The sequence below is a fragment of the Kitasatospora sp. NPDC058063 genome (assembly GCF_042885395.1).
GTDB lineage: Bacteria > Actinomycetota > Actinomycetes > Streptomycetales > Streptomycetaceae > Kitasatospora > Kitasatospora lactacystinica.
In genome coordinates, this window is record NZ_JBHVSD010000034.1 from 55,655 (window position 1) to 78,201 (window position 22,547).

The 22,547-nt window shown below is 74.7% G+C and carries 21 protein-coding genes; 12 read left to right on the forward strand and 9 right to left on the reverse strand.

Annotated features, from left to right (window positions below; all coding sequences use genetic code 11):
* Window positions 1-75 precede the first annotated feature (75 nt).
* Window positions 76-756: a response regulator transcription factor gene (locus ACFVUY_RS38550; RefSeq protein ID WP_359908776.1), complete on the forward strand. Its 681-nt coding sequence runs from the start codon at window positions 76-78 to the stop codon at window positions 754-756.
* Complete coding sequence (locus ACFVUY_RS38555) at window positions 753-2,186, forward strand: ATP-binding protein (RefSeq protein WP_387736761.1); 1,434 nt, start codon at window positions 753-755, stop codon at window positions 2,184-2,186. Before ACFVUY_RS38550 ends, ACFVUY_RS38555 begins: the two co-directional genes overlap by 4 nt.
* A 54-nt stretch (window positions 2,187-2,240) precedes the next feature.
* Here ACFVUY_RS38555 and efeB read toward each other — a convergent pair whose 3' ends face one another.
* The 3 genes from efeB to ACFVUY_RS38570 all read right to left on the reverse strand — a co-directional run bounded on the left by efeB (window position 2,241) and on the right by ACFVUY_RS38570 (window position 6,209).
* Window positions 2,241-3,563, reverse strand: coding sequence for an iron uptake transporter deferrochelatase/peroxidase subunit (efeB, locus tag ACFVUY_RS38560; RefSeq protein ID WP_387695677.1), 1,323 nt, complete (start codon window positions 3,561-3,563; stop codon window positions 2,241-2,243).
* Window positions 3,563-5,641, reverse strand: a complete 2,079-nt coding sequence (efeU, locus tag ACFVUY_RS38565) for an iron uptake transporter permease EfeU (protein ID WP_387736762.1) — start codon at window positions 5,639-5,641, stop codon at window positions 3,563-3,565. Before efeU ends, efeB begins: the two co-directional genes overlap by 1 nt.
* A 241-nt stretch (window positions 5,642-5,882) precedes the next feature.
* Window positions 5,883-6,209, reverse strand: a complete 327-nt coding sequence (locus ACFVUY_RS38570; RefSeq protein ID WP_359908787.1) for a hypothetical protein — start codon at window positions 6,207-6,209, stop codon at window positions 5,883-5,885.
* Between the two features lie 408 nt (window positions 6,210-6,617).
* Between ACFVUY_RS38570 and ACFVUY_RS38575 the strand changes: the two genes are divergently transcribed.
* On the forward strand, window positions 6,618-8,240 hold the full coding sequence (locus ACFVUY_RS38575) for a cytochrome bc complex cytochrome b subunit (RefSeq protein WP_387695680.1): 1,623 nt from the start codon (window positions 6,618-6,620) through the stop codon (window positions 8,238-8,240).
* 89 nt (window positions 8,241-8,329) lie between these two features.
* On the opposite strand, the gene ACFVUY_RS38580 is transcribed toward ACFVUY_RS38575, so the two are convergent.
* A complete protein-coding gene (locus ACFVUY_RS38580; RefSeq protein ID WP_049657125.1) occupies window positions 8,330-8,659 on the reverse strand; it encodes a hypothetical protein in 330 nt (109 codons plus the stop codon).
* A gap of 375 nt (window positions 8,660-9,034) precedes the next feature.
* Here ACFVUY_RS38580 and ACFVUY_RS38585 point away from each other — a divergent pair, with 375 nt between their 5' ends.
* Entirely contained in the window at window positions 9,035-9,466 is a 432-nt protein-coding gene (locus tag ACFVUY_RS38585) for a YchJ family protein (RefSeq protein ID WP_387736763.1), read from the forward strand.
* 57 nt (window positions 9,467-9,523) lie between these two features.
* Here the strand turns inward: ACFVUY_RS38585 and ACFVUY_RS38590 are convergent, their stop codons facing one another.
* Entirely contained in the window at window positions 9,524-10,579 is a 1,056-nt protein-coding gene (locus ACFVUY_RS38590; RefSeq protein ID WP_387736764.1) for a polysaccharide deacetylase family protein, read from the reverse strand.
* 223 nt (window positions 10,580-10,802) lie between these two features.
* Between ACFVUY_RS38590 and ACFVUY_RS38595 the strand changes: the two genes are divergently transcribed.
* Window positions 10,803-11,333, forward strand: coding sequence for a GNAT family N-acetyltransferase (locus ACFVUY_RS38595; protein ID WP_387736765.1), 531 nt, complete (start codon window positions 10,803-10,805; stop codon window positions 11,331-11,333).
* Window positions 11,334-11,348: 15 nt separating this feature from the next.
* Here ACFVUY_RS38595 and ACFVUY_RS38600 read toward each other — a convergent pair whose 3' ends face one another.
* On the reverse strand, window positions 11,349-12,266 hold the full coding sequence (locus ACFVUY_RS38600; protein WP_387736766.1) for a carbohydrate kinase: 918 nt from the start codon (window positions 12,264-12,266) through the stop codon (window positions 11,349-11,351).
* A gap of 356 nt (window positions 12,267-12,622) precedes the next feature.
* Between ACFVUY_RS38600 and ACFVUY_RS38605 the strand changes: the two genes are divergently transcribed.
* Both ACFVUY_RS38605 and ACFVUY_RS38610 read left to right on the forward strand, forming a co-directional pair.
* Window positions 12,623-14,236 (forward strand): M1 family metallopeptidase, encoded by a 1,614-nt coding sequence (locus tag ACFVUY_RS38605; protein ID WP_387736767.1) that lies wholly within the window; start codon window positions 12,623-12,625, stop codon window positions 14,234-14,236.
* Window positions 14,237-14,470: 234 nt separating this feature from the next.
* Entirely contained in the window at window positions 14,471-14,707 is a 237-nt protein-coding gene (locus tag ACFVUY_RS38610; protein WP_359908806.1) for a hypothetical protein, read from the forward strand.
* 45 nt (window positions 14,708-14,752) lie between these two features.
* On the opposite strand, the gene ACFVUY_RS38615 is transcribed toward ACFVUY_RS38610, so the two are convergent.
* The 3 genes from ACFVUY_RS38615 to ACFVUY_RS38625 form a co-directional block, all read right to left on the reverse strand.
* Complete coding sequence (locus ACFVUY_RS38615; RefSeq protein WP_387736768.1) at window positions 14,753-16,327, reverse strand: sigma-70 family RNA polymerase sigma factor; 1,575 nt, start codon at window positions 16,325-16,327, stop codon at window positions 14,753-14,755.
* Window positions 16,328-16,491: 164 nt separating this feature from the next.
* A complete protein-coding gene (locus ACFVUY_RS38620) occupies window positions 16,492-17,490 on the reverse strand; it encodes a CAP domain-containing protein (protein WP_387736769.1) in 999 nt (332 codons plus the stop codon).
* A 115-nt stretch (window positions 17,491-17,605) separates the two neighbouring features.
* Complete coding sequence (locus ACFVUY_RS38625; protein ID WP_387736770.1) at window positions 17,606-18,085, reverse strand: GNAT family N-acetyltransferase; 480 nt, start codon at window positions 18,083-18,085, stop codon at window positions 17,606-17,608.
* Window positions 18,086-18,365: 280 nt separating this feature from the next.
* On the opposite strand from ACFVUY_RS38625, the gene ACFVUY_RS38630 reads away from it, so the two are divergent.
* From ACFVUY_RS38630 to ACFVUY_RS38650, 5 genes are all read left to right on the forward strand, one after another.
* The gene (locus tag ACFVUY_RS38630) at window positions 18,366-19,910 is read left to right on the forward strand and encodes an ATP-dependent DNA ligase (RefSeq protein WP_387736771.1); all 1,545 of its coding nucleotides are present in this window, start codon (window positions 18,366-18,368) and stop codon (window positions 19,908-19,910) included.
* A 251-nt stretch (window positions 19,911-20,161) separates the two neighbouring features.
* On the forward strand, window positions 20,162-20,377 hold the full coding sequence (locus ACFVUY_RS38635) for a ferredoxin (protein ID WP_387695891.1): 216 nt from the start codon (window positions 20,162-20,164) through the stop codon (window positions 20,375-20,377).
* A gap of 103 nt (window positions 20,378-20,480) precedes the next feature.
* Complete coding sequence (locus tag ACFVUY_RS38640) at window positions 20,481-21,695, forward strand: cytochrome P450 (protein WP_387736772.1); 1,215 nt, start codon at window positions 20,481-20,483, stop codon at window positions 21,693-21,695.
* A 185-nt stretch (window positions 21,696-21,880) separates the two neighbouring features.
* Window positions 21,881-22,045 carry a hypothetical protein gene (locus tag ACFVUY_RS38645; protein ID WP_359908824.1) on the forward strand — a complete coding sequence of 55 codons (165 nt, stop codon included), beginning with the start codon at window positions 21,881-21,883 and terminating at the stop codon, window positions 22,043-22,045.
* 104 nt (window positions 22,046-22,149) lie between these two features.
* Window positions 22,150-22,488 (forward strand): hypothetical protein, encoded by a 339-nt coding sequence (locus ACFVUY_RS38650; protein ID WP_387695893.1) that lies wholly within the window; start codon window positions 22,150-22,152, stop codon window positions 22,486-22,488.
* Window positions 22,489-22,547 lie beyond the last annotated feature (59 nt).

Sequence of the window (22,547 nt, forward strand, 5' to 3'; positions counted from 1 at the left end):
AGGGCCGCGGAGCGGACCCGGAAGACCTCGGCCCCGACCGGAAGCGCCGTGAGCACGTCAGGGAGAATCTCCGCCATGACGCACACCGTGCTGATCGCCGAGGACGACCGGGCCATCCGCGACTCGCTCGCCCGCGCCCTGATGCTGGAGGGCTACCGGGTGCGGGTCGCCGCCGACGGCACCCAGACCCTGGCCGTCCACGCCGAACAGCGCCCGGACGTCCTGGTGCTCGACGTGATGATGCCCGAGCCGGACGGCCTGGAGGTCTGCCGCCGGCTGCGCGCGGCCGGCGACCGCACCCCGGTGCTGATGCTCACCGCCCGGGTGGAGGTCCCCGACCGGATCGCCGGCCTCGACGCCGGCGCCGACGACTACCTGGTCAAGCCCTTCGACGTGGACGAGCTCTTCGCCCGCCTGCGCGCCCTGTTGCGCCGCCACCCGCCCGAGCCCGCCGCCGAGGCGCTGACCGTCGCCGACCTGCGGGTCGAACCGCCGGCCCGTCGGGCCTGGCGCGCCGGCCGGGAGCTCGAACTCTCCCGCACCGAGTTCGACCTGCTGGAGCTGCTGGTCCGGCACGCCGGCGCCGTCCTCGACCAGGCCACCCTGTACGAGCAGATCTGGGGCTACGACTTCGGCCCCGGTTCGAAGAACCTCGCGGTGTTCATCGGCTACCTGCGCCGCAAGCTCGACCGTCCGGGCCTCGTGCCGCTGATCCACACCGTCCGCGGCGTCGGCTACACGCTGCGCGAGCCGTGACCGGCCCCGCCCGCCGCCTTCGCCGGTTCCTGCGGTTCCCGCGGTTCCCGCGCCCGGCCCGCCGCCTCCCCCGGCTGCCGCGCCCGGGCCTGCCCACCACCCTCGCGCTGGCCTTCGCCGCGATCGCCGCGCTGGTCGCGGTGCTGATCGGCGCACTCGGCTACGACGCCGCCGCGCGGCTGATCCGGGACGACGAGACCGCCGACTTCGGCGCCGCCGTCGACTCCGTCGGCCGGCAGGTCCAGCGGGAGGCCCTCTTCCCGGGCGACTTCGCCGGCCCGAGCGGCCTGAGCGCCGACCTGGTCCGCCCGATCCGGGTCACCACCCAGTCCCTCGACCCCGACGGCGCGGTGCTGCCCGGCACCGCCCGGCTCGACCTGCCGCCGAGCCCGTCCGACCACGAGCTCGCCCACGCCGACCAGCCGGGCCGCACCTCGATCGGGCTGCGCCACCAGCACCGCGAGGCCTACCGGGTCGGCGTGGTCTCGCTCGGCGGGCGGCGCGGGGCGGTCCAGATCATCCAGCAGGTCGGGCCCACCGAGAAGCTGCTGAGCACCCTGCGGACCCGTACCGTCGCCCTGGTGGCGATCGTCGCGGTGCTCGCCGGCGGGGCCGGCCGGCTGCTCGCCCGGCGGATCACCCGACGGCTGGTCCGGCTCACCGACGCGGCCGAACTGGTCGCCGCCAGTGGGCGGTTGGACGTCGCGGTGCCCGCCGCCGGAACGGACGAGGTGGGCCGGCTCGGCCGGGCCTTCGACCGGATGCTGGTCCGGCTCGCCACCGCGAAGGAGAACCAGCGCCGCTTGGTGCAGGACGCCGGGCACGAGCTGCGCACCCCGCTGACCAGCCTGCGCACCAACCTCTCGGTGCTGCCCGGCCTGGACCGGCTGCCGCCCGCCGAACGTGCCGCGCTGATGGCCGATCTGATGGAGGAGTCACGGGAGTTGGCCCAGCTGGTGGAGGAGCTGGTGGCGCTCGCGGCGGACCGCAGGGCGGACGAGCAGCCGACCGGGGTGGTGCTCGCCGACGTGGTCCGGCAGGCAGCCGCCCAGGCCCGGCGGCGCAGCGACCGGCAGATCGTGGTGGACGCGGACGGAACCGTCGTCACCGCCCGGCCGGACGCGCTGGCCCGCGCGGTGGGCAACCTGCTGGACAACGCCGCCAAGTTCGACCCCTCCGGGACCGGCCCGATCGAGGTGGTGGTGCGCGGCCCGCGGGTGGAGGTGCGCGACCGCGGCCCGGGCATCGACGCGGCCGACCTCGACCGGGTCTTCGACCGCTTCTACCGGGCCACCGCCGCTCGCAGCCTGCCCGGCTCCGGGCTGGGCCTGGCCATCGTGCACGAGGTGGCCCGCTCGCACGGCGGGACGGCCTTCGCCGCCAACCGGGAGGGCGGCGGCGCGGTGATCGGCTTCACCCTCGGCGGCTGACGGCGCGGACCGGCCCGGCGCGCGGCAGCGCCGGGCCCGCGGTGGAACCCGCCGTCAGCCGGCGGCCAGCAGCGCCCGCCCGAGCCAGTCGGCCTCGTCCCTCACGCCCGGCAGGACGAAGAAGTACCCGCCGCCGGTCGGCGAGATGTAGTCCACCAGCGGCTCGCCGATCAGCCGGGTCTGGGTGGCCTCGAACTGCCGTACCACGTCCTGCTGGTAGCAGCAGAACACCAGGCCCATGTCCAGGTTGCCCGCCTGGTCGACGCCCCGGTCGTAGTTGAAGCCCCGGCGCAGGATGCGCGAGGTGTCGGTGTCGGCGGTGCGCGGGTTGGCCAGCCGGATGTGCGCGTCGAGCGGGATCGCCTTGCCGTCCGGGTCCTTGGCGTAGTCGGGCGCGTCGGTCTCCCGGGCGCCGTCCAGCGGCGCGCCGGTGTCGCGGCGGCGGCCGAACATCTTCTCCTGCTCGGTGAGGGTGACGCGGTCCCAGAACTCGATCAGCATCCGGATGATGCGGATCACCTGGTAGCTGCCGCCGGTCGCCCAGCCGGGTTCGCCCGTCCCGTCGGCGACCCAGACCAGCCGGTCCATCTCGCGTGCGGAGCCGGTGTCGGGGTTGACGATGCCGTCCTTGAAGCCGAGCAGGTTGCGCTGCGCGCCGTCCGGGCGGGACTGGTTCTGGAAGCCGTCGATCCGCCAGAGGATCTGCATCGCGCCCCGGGTGTGCCGGGTGATGTCGCGCAGTGCGTGCAGCACGGTGTCCTGGCGGTCGGCGCAGATCTGCAGCGAGAGGTCGCCGTGCAGTTCGGCGGCCCGGAGGTTGTCGTTCGGGAAGGTCTTCATCGGCGCGAGCCTGACCGGCTTGGCCTTGGCCAGCCCGTAGCGGTCGTCGAAGAGCGAGGCGCCGACGCCGACCGTGACGGTCAGGTGGTCGGCGGGGACGGTCGGGCCGAGGATGCCGCTGTCCGAGGGCGGCGCGCCGACCCCGAGGTCCGGCGGGGTGCCGCCGGCGGTGAGGAAGCGGATCCGCTCGGTCAGGGTCCGGAACAGCGCTTCGAGGCCCTTGCGGTCCTGGGCGATCACCTGGCAGGAGACGAAGGCCGCGAAGCCGGGGGCCGGGGTGGTGACGCCGGCCTGGTGGGCCCCGTGGAACGGCACCGCCCCGGCCTTCTCCTGCTTGCCGTCCCCGGCGGCGGCCTGGCCGGCGCCGAGGGCGAGGCCGCCACCGGCCAGCACGGCCGCGCCGGCACCGGCGCCGAGCGCGGCCCGGACGAAGCTGCGCCGGGCCGGTCCGGCCGGGCAGCCGCCCTCCGCGGCGGCCTCGGCCGGCGCGGCGTGCGGGAAGGGGCAGGACCCGGTGGCTGCGGTGTGGTCGGTCATCAGGCGGCCTTCCGGATTTCGAGCAGGGCGGGGACGGGGGCGAGGTCTTCGAGCAGTTCGCCGGTGGCCCCGTTGAGCTGTCGGCGGGCATCGGCGGGCAGCCGGTCGACCGGGGTCCACCCCTCGGGCCGGTGCGCGGCGGCGAGCAGGTCGCCGACCCGCTTCATGCCGGCGTTCGCCTTGACGAGCACCTGCGGGTCCCGCTCGTCGAGCAGCGGCTGGAGCAGCGTCAGCAGTTCCTGGGTGCCGGTCAGGTTGGCCCGGGCGGTGGCCAGGTTGGTGCCGCTGCCCATGTCGGTGTCGCCGGTCAGCTCGAACTGGAGGGTGTTCTCCAGGATCTCGTGGGCGCGCAGCGGCAGGTCGCCGGGGGCGAAGTCCTGCCCGGGGAAGTCGTGCGCCAGCTGGTCGACGTTCTGCGCCAGGTCGTCGGCGACGGGCGTCAGCTCCTCGGCGGTCCCGCCGTGCCAGAGGCCGTACTCCAGGCGCAGGAAGCCGGTGAAGCCCGGGTCCTTCTCCTTGGCGGCGAGGCCGTCCGGGCGGCCGTCGATCTTGCCGTCGAGGTCGGCGAAGGTGCCGTACGCGGCGCCGAGGGAGGCGTACTGGAGGTGGGCGGCGAGCCAGTCGGCCTTGGCGGTGGCGAGGTCGCCGGAGCGCACGTCGGCCTGGAGCTTCCGGCTCTGCGTCACGAGCGTCGCCAGGCCCTGGCCGACGTACTCCTTGTAGCTGTCGAGCGGGGCCTTGAGGTCGTCCTCGGCGACCGGCTTGACGGCCTTGACCACGGCGGCGCCGCCGACGTGCACGGCGGCCGAGGTGACGGGCTTCCCGCCGGTGGGCACGCAGCGCCAGGCGTAGTCGCCGGAGCCGATGGTGGTGGTCAGGGCGCGGGTGGTGCCGGGGGCCAGGCCCTCGATCTCCCCGTAGACCGAGCCGGTGCCCGGGTCGACGAGGTAGACCTCGGCGACCTTGTCGCCGGTGTTGCGCATCTGGAACACCTGCTGGCCGGGCCGCGGGGCGGCGAAGCCCTTGCCGCACTCCTGCTCGGAGACGGCGACGGTGGCGGAGCCGCCCTGCTTGCCGTCACTGATCGCGATCACGGCGCCGGCCAGCACCACCGGGACGGCGACCGCCGCGGTCGGCAGCACCCAGCGCGGCCGGCCGGCCCGCGCCGGCGGGGCCTCGGACTCCGCGTCGGCCCCGGCGGGCTTCTCCGCGCCCGTCGCGCCCGTCGCGGACGCAGCGACGGGCGCGGCGGCCGGGGCACCGGTGCCGCCGCGGACGCCCTCGACGAACAGCGTCATCACGATGCCCAGGTAGGCGACGTAGCCGACGACCTGGAGCACCGTCATGGTGACGGTCAGGTTGAGCGTGCCCTGGACCAGCGTCGCGTACCAGGACGAGGCGTCCAGGTGCCCGCCCAGGTCGAAGGCGTACGAGGTGCCGCCGCCGATCAGCCCGGACTCCTGGAGGTCCCGCAGGCCGTAGCCGAGCACGCCCGCCGCGACGACGATCAGGCCGATGCCGGTGATGGTGAAGAACCGGGTGAGGTTCATCCGCAGGGCTCGCCGGTACAGGCCCCAGCAGAGCCCGGCCGAGAGCAGCAGGCCGAGGCCCGCGCCGATCAGCGGCCCGGTGGACTCGCCGGCGGTGCGCACGTTGGTCCACAGGAAGAGCGAGGTCTCCAGGCCCTCCCGGGCGACCGCGAGGAAGCTGGTGAGCACCAGCGCACCGGCGCCCATCGCCAGCGAGGCCCGGACCTTCTCCTTGATCTCGGCGGAGAGGGTGCGCGCCGAGCGTCGCATCCAGAACACCATCGCGGTGACGAAGCCGACCGCGATCAGGCTGAGCACCCCGCCGAAGGCCTCCTGCGCGTGGCCGGAGAGGTTGGCGGCGGTGAAGGTGAGCACCGCGCCGAAGCTCAGGCTGAGCGCGACGGCCGCCGCGACGCCCGTCCACACCTGGGGCAGCCGGGCCTTCTGGTCCGCCCGGACCAGGGTGGCGACCAGGATCGACACGATCAGTCCGGCTTCCAGGCCCTCGCGCAGCCCGATCAGGAAGCTGGGAAACGCCTCGTCCCACATGCGGCGGGCTCCTCCCCCGGGCCCGGCCCGGGTCGTTCACCTGTTCTCGCCTCCGCCGCGGTGGCGGTGGAGCGGCACAGCCGAACGCCCCGGACACCGGGGTCCGGGGCGACGGCTTAGCTTAGGCAAACCTTAGAGCCGGCAAGGTCAACCGCACCCCCGCTTCGGGTAAGGATTCGGTATGAGCCCGCCCTCGCGTTGACCGGGCCCGCAGGCCTCAGGGGTCGTCAGGAGTCCGCGGTCACCCCCACCACTGCTCCGGCACCGGCTCCGGCTCGGACGACTCCGGGACCGTCACCGGTTCGGCGCAGCGCACCAGCAGATCCCCCTCCTCCGTCCCGGCGACGAGGTAGCCGCACTCGCGGAGCACGACCGCGGCCGCGCCGCTCAGCGCCGCGAGCGCCTCCCGGGAGGGTGGTCCGCCCGGCTCCGCGCCCGGCGTCCAGCCGACCACCACGCCCTCGGGGTGACGGTCGATCCACAGCGGTGAGGGCCCCGGTCCGGTGTCGAACCCGGCGCGGGCCAGGGCCTCGGTGACGTCCTCGAAGAGTTCACGGTGATCCACCATTGGCGCAGCGTAGGCCCGGGACCACGCGACCCCCGGCCGCGGCGCGCGCCGAAACGGTTCAGCGGCACTCGACCGCAGCATCGGCACCCGTTGGGCCGAGCGGCGGCCAGCCGATCGGGCGTCAGGGGCCCCCGTCCGGCCCGACACGAGCGGCCGGACGGGCCGATGGACGTGCACAGTCGGCCCCCTGCCGACAGCATGACAGAGTAAGCGCTCCATCACCCTGAGCAACGGGTCCAGTGGAACACCTGGTCCGCGCGCCGGTCCGGCCGGCGGGCCCGTATCGAGAGGTCCCATGATCACAACACTTCGCCGGCCGGTGTTCCCGCCGGCGGGCCTCCAGCACGGCACGCCGAGGACGCCGGGGAGCCCGTCGTGAGAACCGACCAGCAGTCGCAGCCGGGACCGGTGACCAGCACGCGCGCCGACCCCGCCAACAAGGCCGAGGCCCTGGCCGACTGGACCGACGGCCGACTGGGCATCTACTCCCTGGCCAAGTCCAATCTGCGCAAGATCTTTCCCGACCACTGGTCCTTCATGCTGGGTGAGATCGCGCTCTACACCTTCGTCATCATCATCCTCACCGGCGTCTGGCTGACCATGTTCTTCACCCCGAGCATGGGCGAGGTCGTCTACGAGGGGACGTACGTCCCGCTCAGGGGCATCGCGATGTCCGAGGCCTACTCCTCGACGCTCAGGATCAGCTTCGACGTGCGCGGCGGCCTGCTGATGCGCCAGATCCACCACTGGGCGGCCATCGTCTTCGTCGCCGCGATGCTGACGCACATGATGCGCGTCTTCTTCACCGGCGCGTTCCGCAAGCCGCGCGAGATCAACTGGGTCTTCGGCGCGATGCTGCTGATCCTCGGCATGTTCGACGGCTTCATGGGCTACTCGCTGCCGGACGACCTGCTCTCCGGCACCGGCATCCGCTTCATGGAGGGTGCCATCCTCGCCGTCCCGATCGTCGGGTCGTACCTTCAGTTCTTCATGTTCGGCGGCGAGTTCCCGGGCACCGAGATCATCCCCCGGCTGTTCACCGTCCACGTCCTGCTGATCCCCGGCATCATGCTGGGCCTGCTCGCGGCGCACCTGATCCTGGTCTTCTACCACAAGCACACCCAGTTCGCCGGGCCCGGCCGGACCAACCAGAACGTGGTCGGCATGCCGCTGCTGCCGGTCTACACGGCCAAGGCGGGCGGCTTCTTCTTCCTGGTCTTCGGCGTGGTCGCGGTGATGTCCGCGATCGCCACGGTCAACCCGATCTGGGCGTACGGGCCGTACCGTCCGGACCAGGTCTCCACCGACGCCCAGCCTGACTGGTACATGGGCTTCTCCGAGGGCCTGATCCGCGTGATGCCCGGCTGGGAGATCAGCGTCTGGGGCGGCCATACCCTCAACCTCGGGGTGTTCATCCCGCTGATGGTCTTCCCGCTCGTGCTGATGGTCGTCTGGGGCTACCCCTTCCTGGAGGCCTGGATCACCGGGGACCGGGGCGAGCACCACATCGCCGACCGGCCGCGCAACGCCCCGGTCCGCACCGCCTTCGGCGCGGCCTGGATCGGCCTCTACCTGCTCCTGCTGGCCGGCGGCGGCAACGACCTGCTGGCCACCCACTTCCACCTCTCGATCAACGCGATCACCTACGCGGTGCGGATCGGCTTCTTCACCGTGCCGGTGGTCGTCTTCGTGATCACCAAGCGGTGGTGCCTGGGCCTCCAGCGGCGGGACAAGGAGAAGGTGCTGCACGGCCGGGAGACCGGCGTCATCAACCGGCTCCAGCACGGCGAGTTCGTCGAGATCCACGCCCCGCTGCCGCCGGGCCGGCTCTACACCCTCACCGCGCACGACCAGCCCCAGCCCTCCGAGCTGCCGCCCGAGGTGGACGAGAACGGGGTGGCCCGCAAGACCGGGCTGTGGACCCGCACGCGGGTGAAGCTCTCCCGCGGCTTCTACGGCAAGGGCAGCCAGATCGCCAAGCCCACCGTCGAGGAGCACGAGGAGATCAGCAGCGGCCACGGCCACCACTGATTCCCCGGACACGACGAGGGCCCGCCGCGCCGGGAACGGTGCGGCGGGCCCTCGTCGTGCCCGGGCCGCCGGCGGCGGGCCCGGTCCGCTCAGCCGCGCAGAACGGCCGGGACGACGGCGAACAGCGCCGCCGTCACGGTGACGGAGAGGCAGAGCGCCGCCCAGCGGGCGCAGATCCGGCGGCACTCGACGCGGTACCGGGCGGCCAGCCGGCGGCAGCGCTCGACCGCGCGGTCGACGACCTCCTCGGCGTAGCGCAACCGATCGGCGGCGTAGGCCTGTTCGAGGCTCTCCCGCTCCGCCGCCGGCAGCCACGGGAACTGCGCGGCGAACGCGCGGGCGTCCCGCTCGGCCGCCGCGACCTCCGCCTCCCAGGCCAGGAAGCCCTCGATGCGGGCGAACTCCGCCCGGGAGTTCACCCGGGGGCTGGCGCCGGCGGGCCTGCCCCGGCGAGGGGTCCGCACTCTCGGCGGACGCTGTCTGCCACCCATGACCGCTCCGAACGTTGTAAGGCGGCCCGCCGGAGAAGCCTGCGGGGACGGGCTCCTGACGGGGATCGCTCCGCGACCAGGCAACTACTATCAGCGACGAACAGCAGGTGGCGGGCGGCTCGCCACAACCCGCGCGATTCTTGCCGGACGGTGGAGCCCGCGACGAAGGCCCGGCCGGTCCACGGGGACGGACCTCCGGGTGACACGGACGGGCCCGCCCCCGGTGCACCCGGGGGCGGGCCCGTTCCCGCCGTGCGCGGGGCGGCCGGGGAGCCGTCCGACGCGTGGGGGACAATGGACGGCATGTCCCGACGTCGTTCCGCTCCCCGCGCCGCCGCGCCGCGGCTGCTGCCCTCCTCCCCCTGCCCGTGCGGCCTCTCGGCCGGCTACGGCGACTGCTGCGGCCGGCTGCACCGGGGCCAGTCGACGGCCAGCACCGCCGAGTCCCTGATGCGCTCCCGGTTCAGCGCCTTCGCCGCGCAGGACGAGGCGTACCTGCTGCGCACCTGGCACCCGGACACCCGGCCCGCGGAGGTCGACTTCGACCCGGGGCTGCGCTGGACCGCGCTGGAGGTGGTCGCCACCACCGAGGGCGGCGCGTTCCACGCCCAGGGCACGGTCGCCTTCCGGGCGCACTGGACCGAGGGCGGCGAGGAGGGCGTGCTCACCGAGAACAGCCGCTTCGTGCGGCACGAGGGCGCCTGGGTGTACCTCGACGCCCTCTCGCTCGGCTGAGCCGCCCGGCCCCGGCCGCCGGGTGGCCGCGGGCCGGGCGGCCCCGGCCGACAGGTGCTACAGGTAGTCGTCCAGCCGGGCCAGGGCGAAGCCCTGCGCGGTGACGTCGTTGACGACCTTGCGCAGCAGGTCCGGCATGGAGGCCTTCCAGATGTCGGTGCCCCGGAAGTGGGTCAGGATGATGTCGCCCGGATGCAGCCGCTGGTCGTCGTAGCGCCATTCCATGTGGTCCGGGAAGGCCTCCTCGTTCCAGAGCGGCACCGCCTCCACCCCGCAGGAGGCCGCGGCGCGAAGGGTGTCGTCGTTGTACTCGCCGTACGGCGGCCGGAACAGCCGGGGGCGGACGCCGATCTGCTGCTCCAGCTGGTCCTGCTGGTTGCAGATCTCCTGGCGCTGGGTCTCGTAGTCCAGCACCTTCAGGTTGCGGTGGTTGATCGTGTGGTTGTTGATCTCCACGCCCTGGGCGTGCAGGTCCCGGAAGTAGCCGTAGTTCTCGCGGGCGAGGTAGTCGGAGACGTACGTGCTGAGCGGGATGCCCAACTCCTGGGCCATCCGGGAGAACTCGGGGTCCTTCTCGGCGCCGTCGTCGACGGTCAGGAAGACCACCTTGTCGTCGGTCGGGACCCGGTAGACGACGGGCGGGCGGCCGTCCGCGAGCGTGACGCCCTGCACCGGGGTGAGCGCGGGCCTGGTCGCCGGGCGCGGCGGGGCCTTCAGGGGCGGGCGTTCCAGGCCCCAGCGCTGCGCGGTCTCCACCGCGGCGCGGGCGGCGACCTCCTGACGGGCCGTGGCCTCGCTGCCGCTCTGCTCCTCCTTGCGGGCCAGGCCTGGCAGCTGCGGCCGCTCCACGGGCGGGGCGCCCGCGCGGGCGGGGCCCTCGGCGGCCTGTGCCGCTGCGGCACCTTCCGGAGCCGCGGCGGCTTCGGCGGCGGGCGCCGCGTTCGCGTCGGCGGCCGGGGCGGGCTTCGGCCGGGCGGGAGCGGCCGGACCGGCGCAGCCGGCGAGGACGGCGGAGAGGCAGACGGTGGCCAGCAGGCCGGTCCGTACGCCGCTCCGGCGCTGCTGATTCCCCCTCAGATCCCCACTAGTACGACAACCTGATGGTCTGTTCATAGCTGCACTGCTCCCCCGCCGCGCACCACCGCCAATCCCCACGTCACCCGCGCGGGGCAACGACGCACCGGAGCCTTGCCGTTCCTTTGCCCGGGCGGCGGCCGACCGGACGGACGGCCGGGGTGGACCAGGGCGGTCGGGGTGGAGCGGGGCGGTTCAGGCCGGGCCGGGCCGCCGGGAAAACCGATTGCGGGGGCGGCACCATGAAGTGGATCATGCGCGCATGACCGACACCGCGCCCCGCAGCTCCGCCCCCTGGACCGTCGCCACCGCCGACGTGACCGCCCCCGAGGCCCTGGACCTGCTGCGCGAGTACTACTACGACGTGGCCAACCGCTACTACCGCCTGCACTTCGACCGGGAGGGCACCCCCGAGGAGCTGGAGTCCGGCCTGGCCGGCTCCCCCAGCGACGACCTCGCCGCCCCGGACGGCCTCTTCCTGATCGGCCGTCACGACGGCGTCGCCCACTCCTGCGCCGGCCTGCGGCGGCTCGACGCCACCACCGCCGAACTCACCCGCGTCTTCGTCCGCCCCGGCCTGCGCGGCACCGGCGGCGGCGCCGAACTGCTGGCCGCCGTCGACCGGGCCGCCCGCTCCCTGGGTGCGGACCGGATCGTCCTCGACACCCGCCTCGACCTGACCGAGGCCCGCGCGCTCTACCTGAGGAACGGGTACCGGGAGATCCCCGCCTACAGCAGCGGCCCTTACGCCGAGGTCTGGTACGGGAAGAACCTCACCGCCCTTGCTCGGTAGGCGGGTTGGGACCGGCTAGCCGGCACTCGCCGGGGCGTGGGACGGCGGCCCGTCCATCAGGGCGGCCGCGAGTTCGGCCGCCGAGGGCGGGTTGGCGCCCGGGCGGGCGACGGTCAGCGCGGCCGCCGTCACCCCGTGGGTGAGGCAGACCGCGAGGTCGGCGCCGGCCGTGCGGGCGTGCAGGAAGGCGGCCATGAAGGAGTCGCCGGCACCCACGGTGTCGGCGACCGGCACCGGGAGGGCCGCGGCCTCGGCGTGTCCGCCCTCGGCGGTGCGGGCGAACGCGCCCTCGGCCCCGAGGGTGACCGCGACCACGGCCGGGCCGAGGGCCAGCCAGCGCTCGGCGACCGCCTCGGGCCGCTCGCCCGGGTAGAGCCAGGCGAGGTCCTCGTCGCTGGCCTTGACCAGGTCGCTCAGCGCCACCCAGCGCTCGACCCGGCGGACGGACTCGGCCCGGTCGCCCATCAGCGCCGGGCGCACGTTCGGGTCGTAGCTGATCCGCGCCCGCCCGCGCCAGCGCTCGACCAGCGCCAGCACCGAGCCCGCGCCGGGCTCGGTGACCGCGGCGATCGAGCCGAGGTGGATCGCGGCGGGCGGCTCGGCGAGGTCGGTCGGCGGGAGCGTCCAGCGGATGTCGAAGGTGTAGCGGGCCCGCCCCTGCCCGTCCAGCTCCACCACCGCCGAGGGCGTCCGGGCGACCTCGGCCGCCCGCACCCGCACACCCGCCGACTCCAGGTGCCGCCGGATCAGCCGGCCGTTGGCGTCCGGCCCCAGTTCGGTGAGCAGCACGGCCGGGCGGCCCAGCCGGGCCAGGCCGTAGGCGACGTTCGCGGGGCTGCCGCCGGGGTGCACCCGGTCCGGCTCCGCACCCGATCGGACGATGTCGGCCACGCACTCGCCGATCACCAGAACGGGTGAAGCTGGGCTGGTCACGGCGGCTCCTGGCATCCGGTACGCGGGCGTCGTCAGAGCCGCCAGCCTACGGGGTGCGGCCGGGCACGCGGTGCCGGGGCAAGAGAGTACGGCCGCCGGACCTGGCCAGGTTTTCCGACGGCCGTGGATCGTCCGTCAGGGGACGATGCACTCCTCACGGTAGACCGCGTGCGGCGGCCGCGCCATCACCCTGGGCCGTCCGGGGGACCACGGTGTGTCGTCGAAGCGCACCGATCGCGCCCGGGCCCCTGCGGCAGTCCACTAGCATCCGTCCGTGGCCGGGCTCCCCGTTCCGGCGGATCCCGCCCTCGCCCCCGCTCCCGCTCGTGAAGTCTCGTGAAGTGCGGTGATCACCCTTGTTCAGGCCCCGCGCCGGTCTGCTCCCCTCGCTCGTGCTCAGCGCGGTCCTGCTCTCCGCGAGCGTGCCGACGGCCGGCGCCGCCGACGGGCCGGGCGATCCGGTCTTCCCCTCGCTCGGGAACACCGGGTACCGGGCGCTCGGGTACGACCTGGCCTTCGAGTACCGGGCCGGGACCAGGACGGTGGACGGCACGGCCGTGATCACCGTACGGCCGGACCGCGCCCTCGCCCGGCTGGAGCTGGACGCGCTCGGGCTGACCGTGCGCGGCGTCCGGGTCGACGGACGGCCGGCGGACTTCGCGGCCCACGACGAGAAGCTGACGGTCACCCCGGCCGGGCCGTTCCTGCCGGGCGCCGTCACCCGGCTCACCGTCGAGTACAGCGCCGATCCCCGTGCCGCGCTGCCGCACACCGGCTGGGTCCCCACCCCGGACGGCTTCGCGGTGGCCGGCCAGCCCAACAGCGCGCACACCGTCTTCCCGTGCAACGACCACCCGGGCGACAAGGCCCGGTTCACCATCGCGGTGACCGCCCCGGACGCTCTCCTCGGCGTGGCCAACGGCGAGTTGACGGCCACCGAGCGGCTGGGCGACGGCCGCACCACCCGCCGGTACGTCTCCCGTGAGCCGATGGCCACCGAACTGGTCCAGGTCTCGGTCGGCGACTACACCGTGCGTGAGCGCACCGGCCCGCACGGCCTGCCCCTGCGCGACGTCGTGCCGACCGCCCGCGCCGCCGAGCTGGAGCCCGCGCTCGCCCTCACCGCCGGTCAGCTCGTGTGGGCGGAAGCCCACCTGGGGCGGTTCCCGTTCGAGGTGTACGGGATCCTGCCGGTCGACTCGGACGACCCGGCCGCGTTCGCCTTCACCGGTCTGGAGACCCAGACGCTCACCCTGTACAAGCCGGACTTCCTGCGGCAGGCAGAGCCGGCGATCGGCTCGCACATGATGCACGAGCTGGTCCACTCCTGGTTCGGCAACAGCGTCTCCCCCGCCCGGTGGTCCGACCTCTGGCTCAACGAGGGCCACGCCGACTTCTACGGGCTGATGTACCGCTACGAGCGCGGGTGGCCGGACGCCTGGGGCCACACCACGCTGGTCGACCGGATGCGCCACGTCTACGGGCTGGGCGACCAGTGGCGGCACGACTCCGGGCCGGTCGCCTCCCCCACCGCCGCCGACCTCTTCGACAGCCAGCGGTACACCGGCGGCGCGCTGGTGCTGTTCGCGCTGCGGGAGAAGGTCGGGGCGGAGGCCTTCGACCGGATCGAGCGCACCTTCCTGGGCGCCCACCGGTACGGGAACGCGACCACCGAGGACTACGTGCGGACGGCCTCCGCGGTGTCCGGGCAGGACCTGCGCGGCTTCCTCCACGACTGGCTGTACGGGCTGCGGACGCCGCCGATGCCGGGGCATCCGGACTGGGTGGTGGGCCCGGCCGGCCCGGCGGGGGCGGTGCCGGCGGTTCCGGCCGCGCCGGGCGCTGCGGGGGTGGCGGTTCCGGCCGCGCCGGGCGCTGCGGGGGTGGCGGTTCCCGGGCCCTCGGCCTGGGAGCGTGGGGCCGCAGGGGCGGGCGGGCCCGGGGTGGCGCGGGGCTCCGGAACGCTCTGACGGCGCGGCTGGGGCTGCTGGTGCACGCCCGGCGCGCCGCCGTGCGTCCGGTCGCACCGTACGCGCCCCTGACCGGCAGGGGCAGGTGGGGCCATGGTGGTTCCCACGGCCCGCCCGCCGCCCGGCAGAGTCCCGGTCGGTTCGCGGGCCGTCCAACGCTTCCGGACACCCCTGCCGCGGGCCCGCGGCAGGTCCGGGCCGTAACCCTTCCGGCGCAGCGTCGTTGGACCGGCCATGAAGAAGCGCAGCATGCTCGCCGTTGCCTCGCTCGCCGTTGGTGTCGTGGCCTCCCTCACCGCGCCGAGTGCGCACGCCAGTGCCGTGGGCGGGCAGGAGGGACTGCCCGGGCCGCTGAGCAGCGCTCCGGACGTGGTGCCCGGGCAGGTCGGTGACGCGGGCGGCGTCCTCGGGGACGCCACCGGCTATGTGACCGGGTCGGCGAACGGCCTGGTGGCGGCCACGCCCGCGTAGTCCGGCGCCGGAGCCCACCGCCCCGGTCACGGTCACGGTCACGATTCAGGACATCGGGGCTCCGAGGTCCTGGGTCCAGTAGGGGGTGCCGGCGGAGCTGGTGGCGAAGCCGACGCCGATGTCCTTGAATCCGCAGTCGAGCATGTTGGACTGGTGGATTCCGCCGTCCATCCAGCGGGCGAAGACGGCGGCCGGGGTGGTCGGGCCCCGGTCGAGGTTCTCGCCCCACTGGGACCAGCGGTAGCCGGCGGCGGTGATCCGGGCCTCGGTGCGGACGCCCTCCGGGTTGACGTGGTCGAAGAAGCCGCGGGTGGCCATGTCGTCCGCGTGCTTCTGGGCCGTGCCGTGCAGCCGGGGGTCGATCCGCAGCGGGGCGCAACCGGCCCTGGCGCGTTCGGCGTTGACCAGGTCCACCAGCTGGCGTTCCGGGTTGGGCGGCGGTGTCGCGGCGGCGGTGCGGGTCGCGGTGGGCGTCGGTGCGGGCGTCGCCGTCGCCGTCGGGCTCTCCGCGGGCAGCGGGGTCGGCTCGGGGGCGACGGGTGCGGCGGCGGCCGTCGGGGTGTCCGGTGCCGCGGCCGGAGCGGTGGGCTCGGGCGCCGTCGGCTGCGGGGGTTCGGCCTGCGGCCAGACCAGGGCCAGGGTGGTCACCGCGACCGCCGCGGCCGCCCCGCTCGCCAGGACGGCCTTGCGGGCCGCGGTGCCGGCCCAGCCGCCGTGCCCTCCCGCATGCGCCCCGGCGCCGGCGTGAGCCCCGGCCCCCGCTCCGGTGGAGGCTCCCGTTCCGGTGGCGGCCGCCGAGGAGACGACGGCGGCCGCGGTGTGCTGGAAGTGCAGCAGCACGGGCCAGTCGAGCGGGATCGGCACCAGGGCGAGGCCGGCCAGCAGTCCCTCCGCCGGGAAGAGGTCCCGGCCGAGGCCGTCGCAGTCGGCGCAGTCGCGGATGTGGCGGGCTATGCGCTTGCGCCAGACCGAGTTCGGGGTGCCGTCGAAGCCCGCGGTGAGCTCGGTCAGTCCGGGGCAGCGGGGGTAGGCGCAGAGCGCGCGGACGACGATGCGGCCGGCTTCGAGCTGCTTCTTCATCCGCTGTACGCGCACGGCGGTGTGCTGCGGGCTCAGGTCGAGGGCGTCGGCGAGTTCGGCCCGGGTCAGTTCGCCGGCGGCCTCCAGCCACCAGAGGGCGAGCAGTTCCCGGTCGTCCGGGTCCAGCCAGCGGGTGGCCTCGGCCACCTCGCGGCGCTGGCCGGACAGGCCGAGGCGCAGGATGGTGAGGTCCGTGAAGTCGGCCCGGGGGTCGGCGACCTCCCAGGTCTCGTCCAGCCCGCCGACGGTCGGCTGCTGCTGGCCGGCGGCGTGCCGGCGGCGCACCTGGTTCATGGTGATGGCGACCAGCCAGGACCGGAAGGACTCGGGGTCGCGGAGCCCGTCCAGGCCGTCCAGGGCGCGGATCATGGTCTCCTGCGCGACGTCGTCCACGTCGGCGTGGCCGCCGAGGGCGCGGCCGGCCACGTTGTAGACGAGCGGCAGCCAGGCGGCGACCAGCGCCTCCTGGGCCTGCCGGTCACCTGCCTGCGCCGCTAGCACCAGGGTGGTCCCGGTCCTGTTCTGCACATCAGCGTTCATGGTCCGCACTCCGTCTTGCCGTGTATCCGTCCGCCGCTGCCTCCTCGGAGACCCGTGTGGAGTGATCAGATAACAACAATGTGCACGGAATCGGAAAATCGGTCCGGACTACTCGGCCCGAGCCGGAGCCCGGACCGGGCCAGGCCAGGCCGGGCCAGGCCGGTTCACTCCGGGGACGCGAACACCTGGGTCCACCACGGACCGTTGGCGCCGGTCCGCACGCCCACACCGAGCTGCTTGAACGAGCAGTTGAGGATGTTGGCCCGGTGGCCGGGGCTGTTCATCCAGGACTTCATCACGTCGGCCGGGTCCTTCTGGCCGCGGGCGATGTTCTCGCCCCAGGTGCTCCAGCTGTAGCCGGCCGCCTCGATCCGGTGGTCGGCGTGGTACCCCTCGGGGCTGGCGTGGTCGAAGTAGTTGCGGTTGGCCATGTCGTCGCTGTGCGCCTGAGCTGCGCTCGCCAGCCGGGGCTCGGCGCTGACCGGCCCGCAGCCGGCCTTGCCGCGCTCGACGTTGACCAGGTCCACGACCTGCTGGGCGTACGACGGAGCCGCGCCGCCGCCCGCCGGCGGGGCCGCGGTGGGCCGCTTGGGCGGGAACGGGAAGCCGCCCGTGGCGGCCCGGGCGGCGTTCGAGGCCTCCTTGGGCGCGGAGGCCGTGAGGGTGGGCGCGGCGTTCGGGGCGGGGGTGGCCGCGGCCGCCGGGGGGGCCGGAGCGGTCGTGGTCGGCGTGAGCGAGGTGCTCGGAACGGCCGCCGGGTCGGTGGCGGTGGGGGTGGGGGCGGCCGGGGGAAGGACGTCCGGGTTCGTCCCGCCGGCGCCGGGCACCTGGATGCCCTCGCGCGTGCCCAGCTCCGCGGAGATCAGCATGTCGGCGGAGAGCGACCGGCCCGCCGTGTCCCGGTCGGTCTGCTTGCCGCCGTACGCCGCGTAGCCCGCGCCAGCCAGCGCGGCGAACAGCCCGGTGCCGGCCACGGCCGCGACGACCGCGGTGACCGGCACGATCCCGCCGCGCCGACGCGCCCGCCGGCCGCGCCCGGTGTGCCGCTCGGCAGCCCGCCGTGCCGCCCGGCCGCCGGAGCGGCCGCCGGTTCCACTCCCGCTGTCGCTGCCGGCGCCGCCTCCGCTCGCCGGGAGGATGGTCGTCCTGTCGTCGCTGTTCACGTGGCCACGCTTTCTGTTCCGGGTCGACTGGTCGGGTGTCGACACATGGGAGACCTCCCGGCCGGGCGCCGATAACAGAAACTCCGAACGAATGTCCGGCGGTCGGGCCGCGGCCTCAGCCGACCGGTGCCTCCGGGGCCATGTCGTAGGTGAGGAACCTGGTCCGGACGGCGACCTTGTCGTATTTTCCGCGGGCCCGGTAATTGTCCTCGGAGGTGATCCAGCGGACGGTGTTCCAGCCGCGTTCCGCCGCGATTTCCCGCAGCCGGCCCAACAGCGCGTCCACCGCGCCGCCGCCCCGGACCTCGGGCGCCACGAACAGATCGTCCAGGAAGCAGCCGACGGCCCCGTGCAGAGGTCGCGCGAACGGCCGGTAGTGCGCGAGGCCGACCGGCCTACCGCCGCCGTCCCGCACCAGGAGCCCCGCCACCTCGTGCCCCGGGTCCATCAGCCAGGACCAGACCAGCTCGGCCTTCTCCTCCGGAACCGGGACCCGGTAGAACTCGCCGTACCCACGGAACAGTTCGCGCCAGGCCTCGAAGTCACCGGCCTCGGGCACGCCGACGCTCCAGCGGGTCGTGGGGGTGTCGCTCATCTCGGTCTCCATCACTCGGAAGGTGGTGCGGGCCCCCAGCATGACGCCCCGTCGCCCCGTCGCCGATCACCGGCCCGGCCAAGAGCACCCGCCCCCCGCGCCATCGCGGCGCCTTGCGGCGACGGGCGCTCAGTGCCGCGCGGGAGGGGCGGCGGTCGTGACCCCCGCCCGGAACGGCTCCTCCTTGCCCGGGAAGTGGAGGTAGCGGGCGGCGCGGGACGCCGGCCGTGGTGCGGGGCCGGCGGCCGGGGCGGATGCTGAGGGGGGTGGAGGTGGTGCTGTGGCGGGGTTGCTGCGGCTGGCGTCGGTGTCGCGGGAGGTGGCGGCGGAGGCCGGACGGCGGGCGAAGACGGAGTTGTTGGCCGGTTGTCTGCGGGGCCTGGGGCCGGTGGAGGGGGCGGCGGCGGTCGCCCTGCTGTCCGGGGAGTCGCAGCGGCTGCGGACCGGGATCGGGCCCGCGGCGCTGCGGGGGCTGCCGGAGCCGGCGGCGGAGGCCTCGCTCGGGGTCCGGGAGGTGGAGCGGGAGCTGGAGCTGATCGCGGGGGTGCACGGGACGGGGGCCCAGGCGGAGCGGCGGCGCTTGTTGCACGGGCTGTTCGCTCGGGCGACCGCCGTGGAGCAGGGGTTCCTGCGGGCGGTGCTGGTCGGGGACCTGCGGCAGGGGGCGCTGGACGCGGTGGTGGGGGACGCCGTGGCGCGGGCGGCCGGGGTGCCGGCGGCGGCGGTGCGGCGGGCGTTGATGTTCCGGGGGTCGGCCCGCGCGGTGGCGCAGGCGGCGCTGACCGGTGGGCAGCCGGCGCTCGCGGCGTTCCGGCTGGAGGTGGGACGGGCGGTGCGGCCGATGCTGGCCGCCTCGGCGCCGGACGTGGCCACCGCGCTGGAGCGCACCGGCCCGGCCGCGGTGGAGTGGAAGCTGGACGGCGTCCGGGTGCAGGTGCACCGGGAGGGCGGGGAGGTCGCGGTGTTCACCCGCGGCCTGGAGGACATCACCGCCCGCGTCCCCGAGGTGGCCGAGGCCGCGCTGGCGCTGCCGCTGCGCTCGGCGGTGCTGGACGGTGAGGCGATCGCGCTCGGCCCGGACGGCCGGCCGCGCCCGTTCCAGGAGACCGCCGCACGCACCGCCTCCCGACGGGAGCCGGACCGGCTGCGTGCCGAAGTCCCGCTCGACGCCTACTTCTTCGACCTGCTGCACCGGGACGGCGAGGACCTGGTGGACCGTCCCGGCCGGGAGCGCTGGGCGGCGCTGGCCGAGGCGGTGCCGGACGGCCTGCGGCCGGCCCGCGTCGAGACCGGGGACCGCGACCGGGCGCTGGCCTTCTTCCGGGAGACGCTGGCGCTCGGCCACGAGGGCGTGCTGGTGAAGGATCCGGCGGCCCCGTACGCGGCCGGGCGGCGCGGCGCGGGCTGGATCAAGGTCAAGCCCCGGCACACCCTGGACCTGGTGGTGCTGGCCGCCGAGTGGGGCAGCGGGCGGCGGCGCGGCTTCCTCAGCAATCTGCACCTGGGCGCCCGGGCGGCGGGCGAACCGGGGCTGGGCCCGTGGGTGATGCTCGGCAAGACCTTCAAGGGCCTGACCGACGAGACGCTCGCCCGGCAGACCGCCGAACTGCTGGCCCGGGAGACCGGGCGGGACGCCTGGACGGTGCGGGTCCGACCGGAACTGGTCGTCGAGATCGCCTTCGACGGGGTGCAGCGCAGCTCCCGCTATCCGGCCGGTCTCACCCTGCGGTTCGCCCGGGTGGTGCGCTACCGGCCGGACAAGAGCACCGACGAGGCCGACACCGTCGCGACCGTACGGGAGATCGCCGCCGCCGAGGGGCTGTGAGCCGGGCCGGATCCGGGGAGGCTCCGGGCCGGCTCGGGGGAGGACGGTGACTGCGGGACGCGCAACTGTCACCACGGCGTCAATTCAAACCTGGTTCACCGCCCGGAGGCTCCGACGGGAGCCGAATCGGCCATTCTCGGTGATCCCGCCACCGCGCCCTCCGTGGACGGAGCAGCGCCGGTTAGGTTGGCAATGACAACGAGAGGCGGCCGCCGGGCAGCCGGCGGCGCACTGGCGAGAGGTGCCCGACCATGCGGGTGAATGTCGACCGGGACCGCTGCTGCAGCTCCGGGATGTGCGTCACGAACGTTCCCGAGGTCTTCGACCAGGACGACCACGACAGCCTGGTGATACTCCGTCAGACCTCTTTCCGGCCGGACCAGTTCGACGATCTCAGACTGGCCGCCCAGCTCTGCCCGGGCGGCGCGATCACCGTGGTCGAGGACGGGTCCGCACCGGCCGAGTAGGCCGAGGCCGGGCCGTCCCGGACACCGCGCCGGCCCCCTGACGGACGTCCGATCACCACACCACCCCCACCGGAGAACCATCGCGACGCAAGGAGACCCCGCCTTGACGAGCACGCCCATCGTCCCCGCCGTCCCACTTCCGGCCCAGCACTCCGCCGGCTGCCCGTTCGGCCCGCCGCCCGCGTACACCGAGGCCGCCGCCGCCGCACCGCTGACCCGGGCCGACCTGCCCGGCGGCGAGCCCTGCTGGCTGGCCACCGGCTACGCCGAGGTCCGCACCGTCCTGTCCGACCGCCGGTTCAGCGCCGACATCCGCCACCCGTCCTTCCCGCTGCTGATCACCGGCGACCGGGAGCAGATCTCCAAGACCCCGAGCTTCCTGAACCTCGACGACCCCGAGCACGCCCGGCTGCGCCGCATGGTCACCGGGGACTTCCTGGTCAAACGGGTCCAGGCGATGCGCCCGGACATCCAGCGGATCGTGGACGAGGCGCTGGACACCATGACCGGGGGCCGCACCGAGGCCGACCTGGTCGCCGACTTCGCACTGCCCGTCCCCTCCCTGGTGATCTGCCTGCTGCTCGGAGTCCCGTACGAGGAGCACGAGTTCTTCCAGGGCATCAGCCAAACGCTGCTCAGCAACGCCAGCACGATCGAGCGGCGCCTGGCGGCCCGGGACGAGATGCTGGACTACCTGGAGGAACTGACCGCCCGCAAGCGGACGGAGCCGCGGGACGACATCATCAGCCGGCTCGCCGCCCGGGACGACCTCACCCCGCGCGAGGTCGCCAGCACCGGCATCCTGCTGCTGGTCGCCGGGCACGAGACGACCGCGAACATGATCTCGCTCTCCACCGCCCTGCTGCTGGACCGGCCCGAGCAGATCGCCAGGCTGGCCGACCCGGCCGCCCTGCCCGGCGCGGTGGAGGAGCTGCTGCGCCACCTCACCATCGTCCACACCGGGGTGGCCCGGGTGGCGCTGGAGGACGTGGAACTGGGCGGCACCACGGTCCGCGCCGGGGAGGGCGTGATCGCGATGCTCTCCACCGCCAACCGGGACGAGGAGGTGTTCGGCGGCGCCGACCGGCTGCCGGTCGACGAGCTGGACCTGGACCGGGACGCCCGGCGGCACCTGGCCTTCGGCTTCGGCGTGCACCAGTGCCTCGGCCAGCCGCTCGCCCGCGCCGAGCTGCAGATCGCGCTGGCCACGCTGTTCCGGCGGCTGCCCGGGCTGCGGCTGACCGTCCCCCGCGACGAGCTGGCGTTCCGCCCCGACTCGTTCATCTACGGCATGCGGTCACTGCCCGTCACCTGGTGACGACCGGGTGAGGTCGGGCGGGTGAGGTCCGGGCAGGTCCCGGTGAGCTCCGCGGAGGCTCGCCGGGTCACCCGGCTGGCCCCGGCGCCGGGGCGGAGGCAGGCTGGAGGGGCGAAGAGACACCTCCGGTCCTGCCGCGCCCGCGACCCCGCGCGCCGGGACCGGCCGAGGAGACGGAGCCCGCGATGACCGACATGAGCGACCGGTCCAAGGTGAGCACCGAGGACGACGAGGACGTCCGCGCCGCGGACCCCGAGGAGGGCATCCCCTCGATGCAGAACCTGCACGCGCAGGACACCTCCAGGGCGGAGGGCGCCCCCATGCTGGACGAACCCGGCCAACCCGACTGAATCGTCCGCCGTACCGACTCGACCGCCCGGTGGGACCGGGCGGTCGCCGCGACCGCGGGTGTCGCTGCTCCGGCGGCGGGCCACCCGCGGGGGAGGATAGGCGCATGACCGAACACGACCAAGGCAACCGCCAGGCCCGGCCGTCCGCGGACCCGCGCACGTCGTGGGCGACCTGGACCACCCAATCGATCATCAGCGGCCCCGGTGGGGTGACCACCACCGAGGTCGGCCCCATCTCCGGCGACCTCACCGTGCACACCACCTGGGTGGACGGCGAGGCGAGGCTGACCGTCCAGTACACCGGCGCGCTGGACTGGTACACGGTCGCCGGCAGTCCGGTGCCGGCGGGCGACGAGAGCACCGCGCGGGCGGTCCACCAGGCGATGGTGAACGGCGTCAAGGCCGGCCGGGGCGCGGGTGCCCCGGCTCCGCCGAAGCCCTAGGAACCTCCGCGGCAGCTCCGGCGAGGAGCAGGACGGCGCGCCCGGGACCGGTCCCGGGC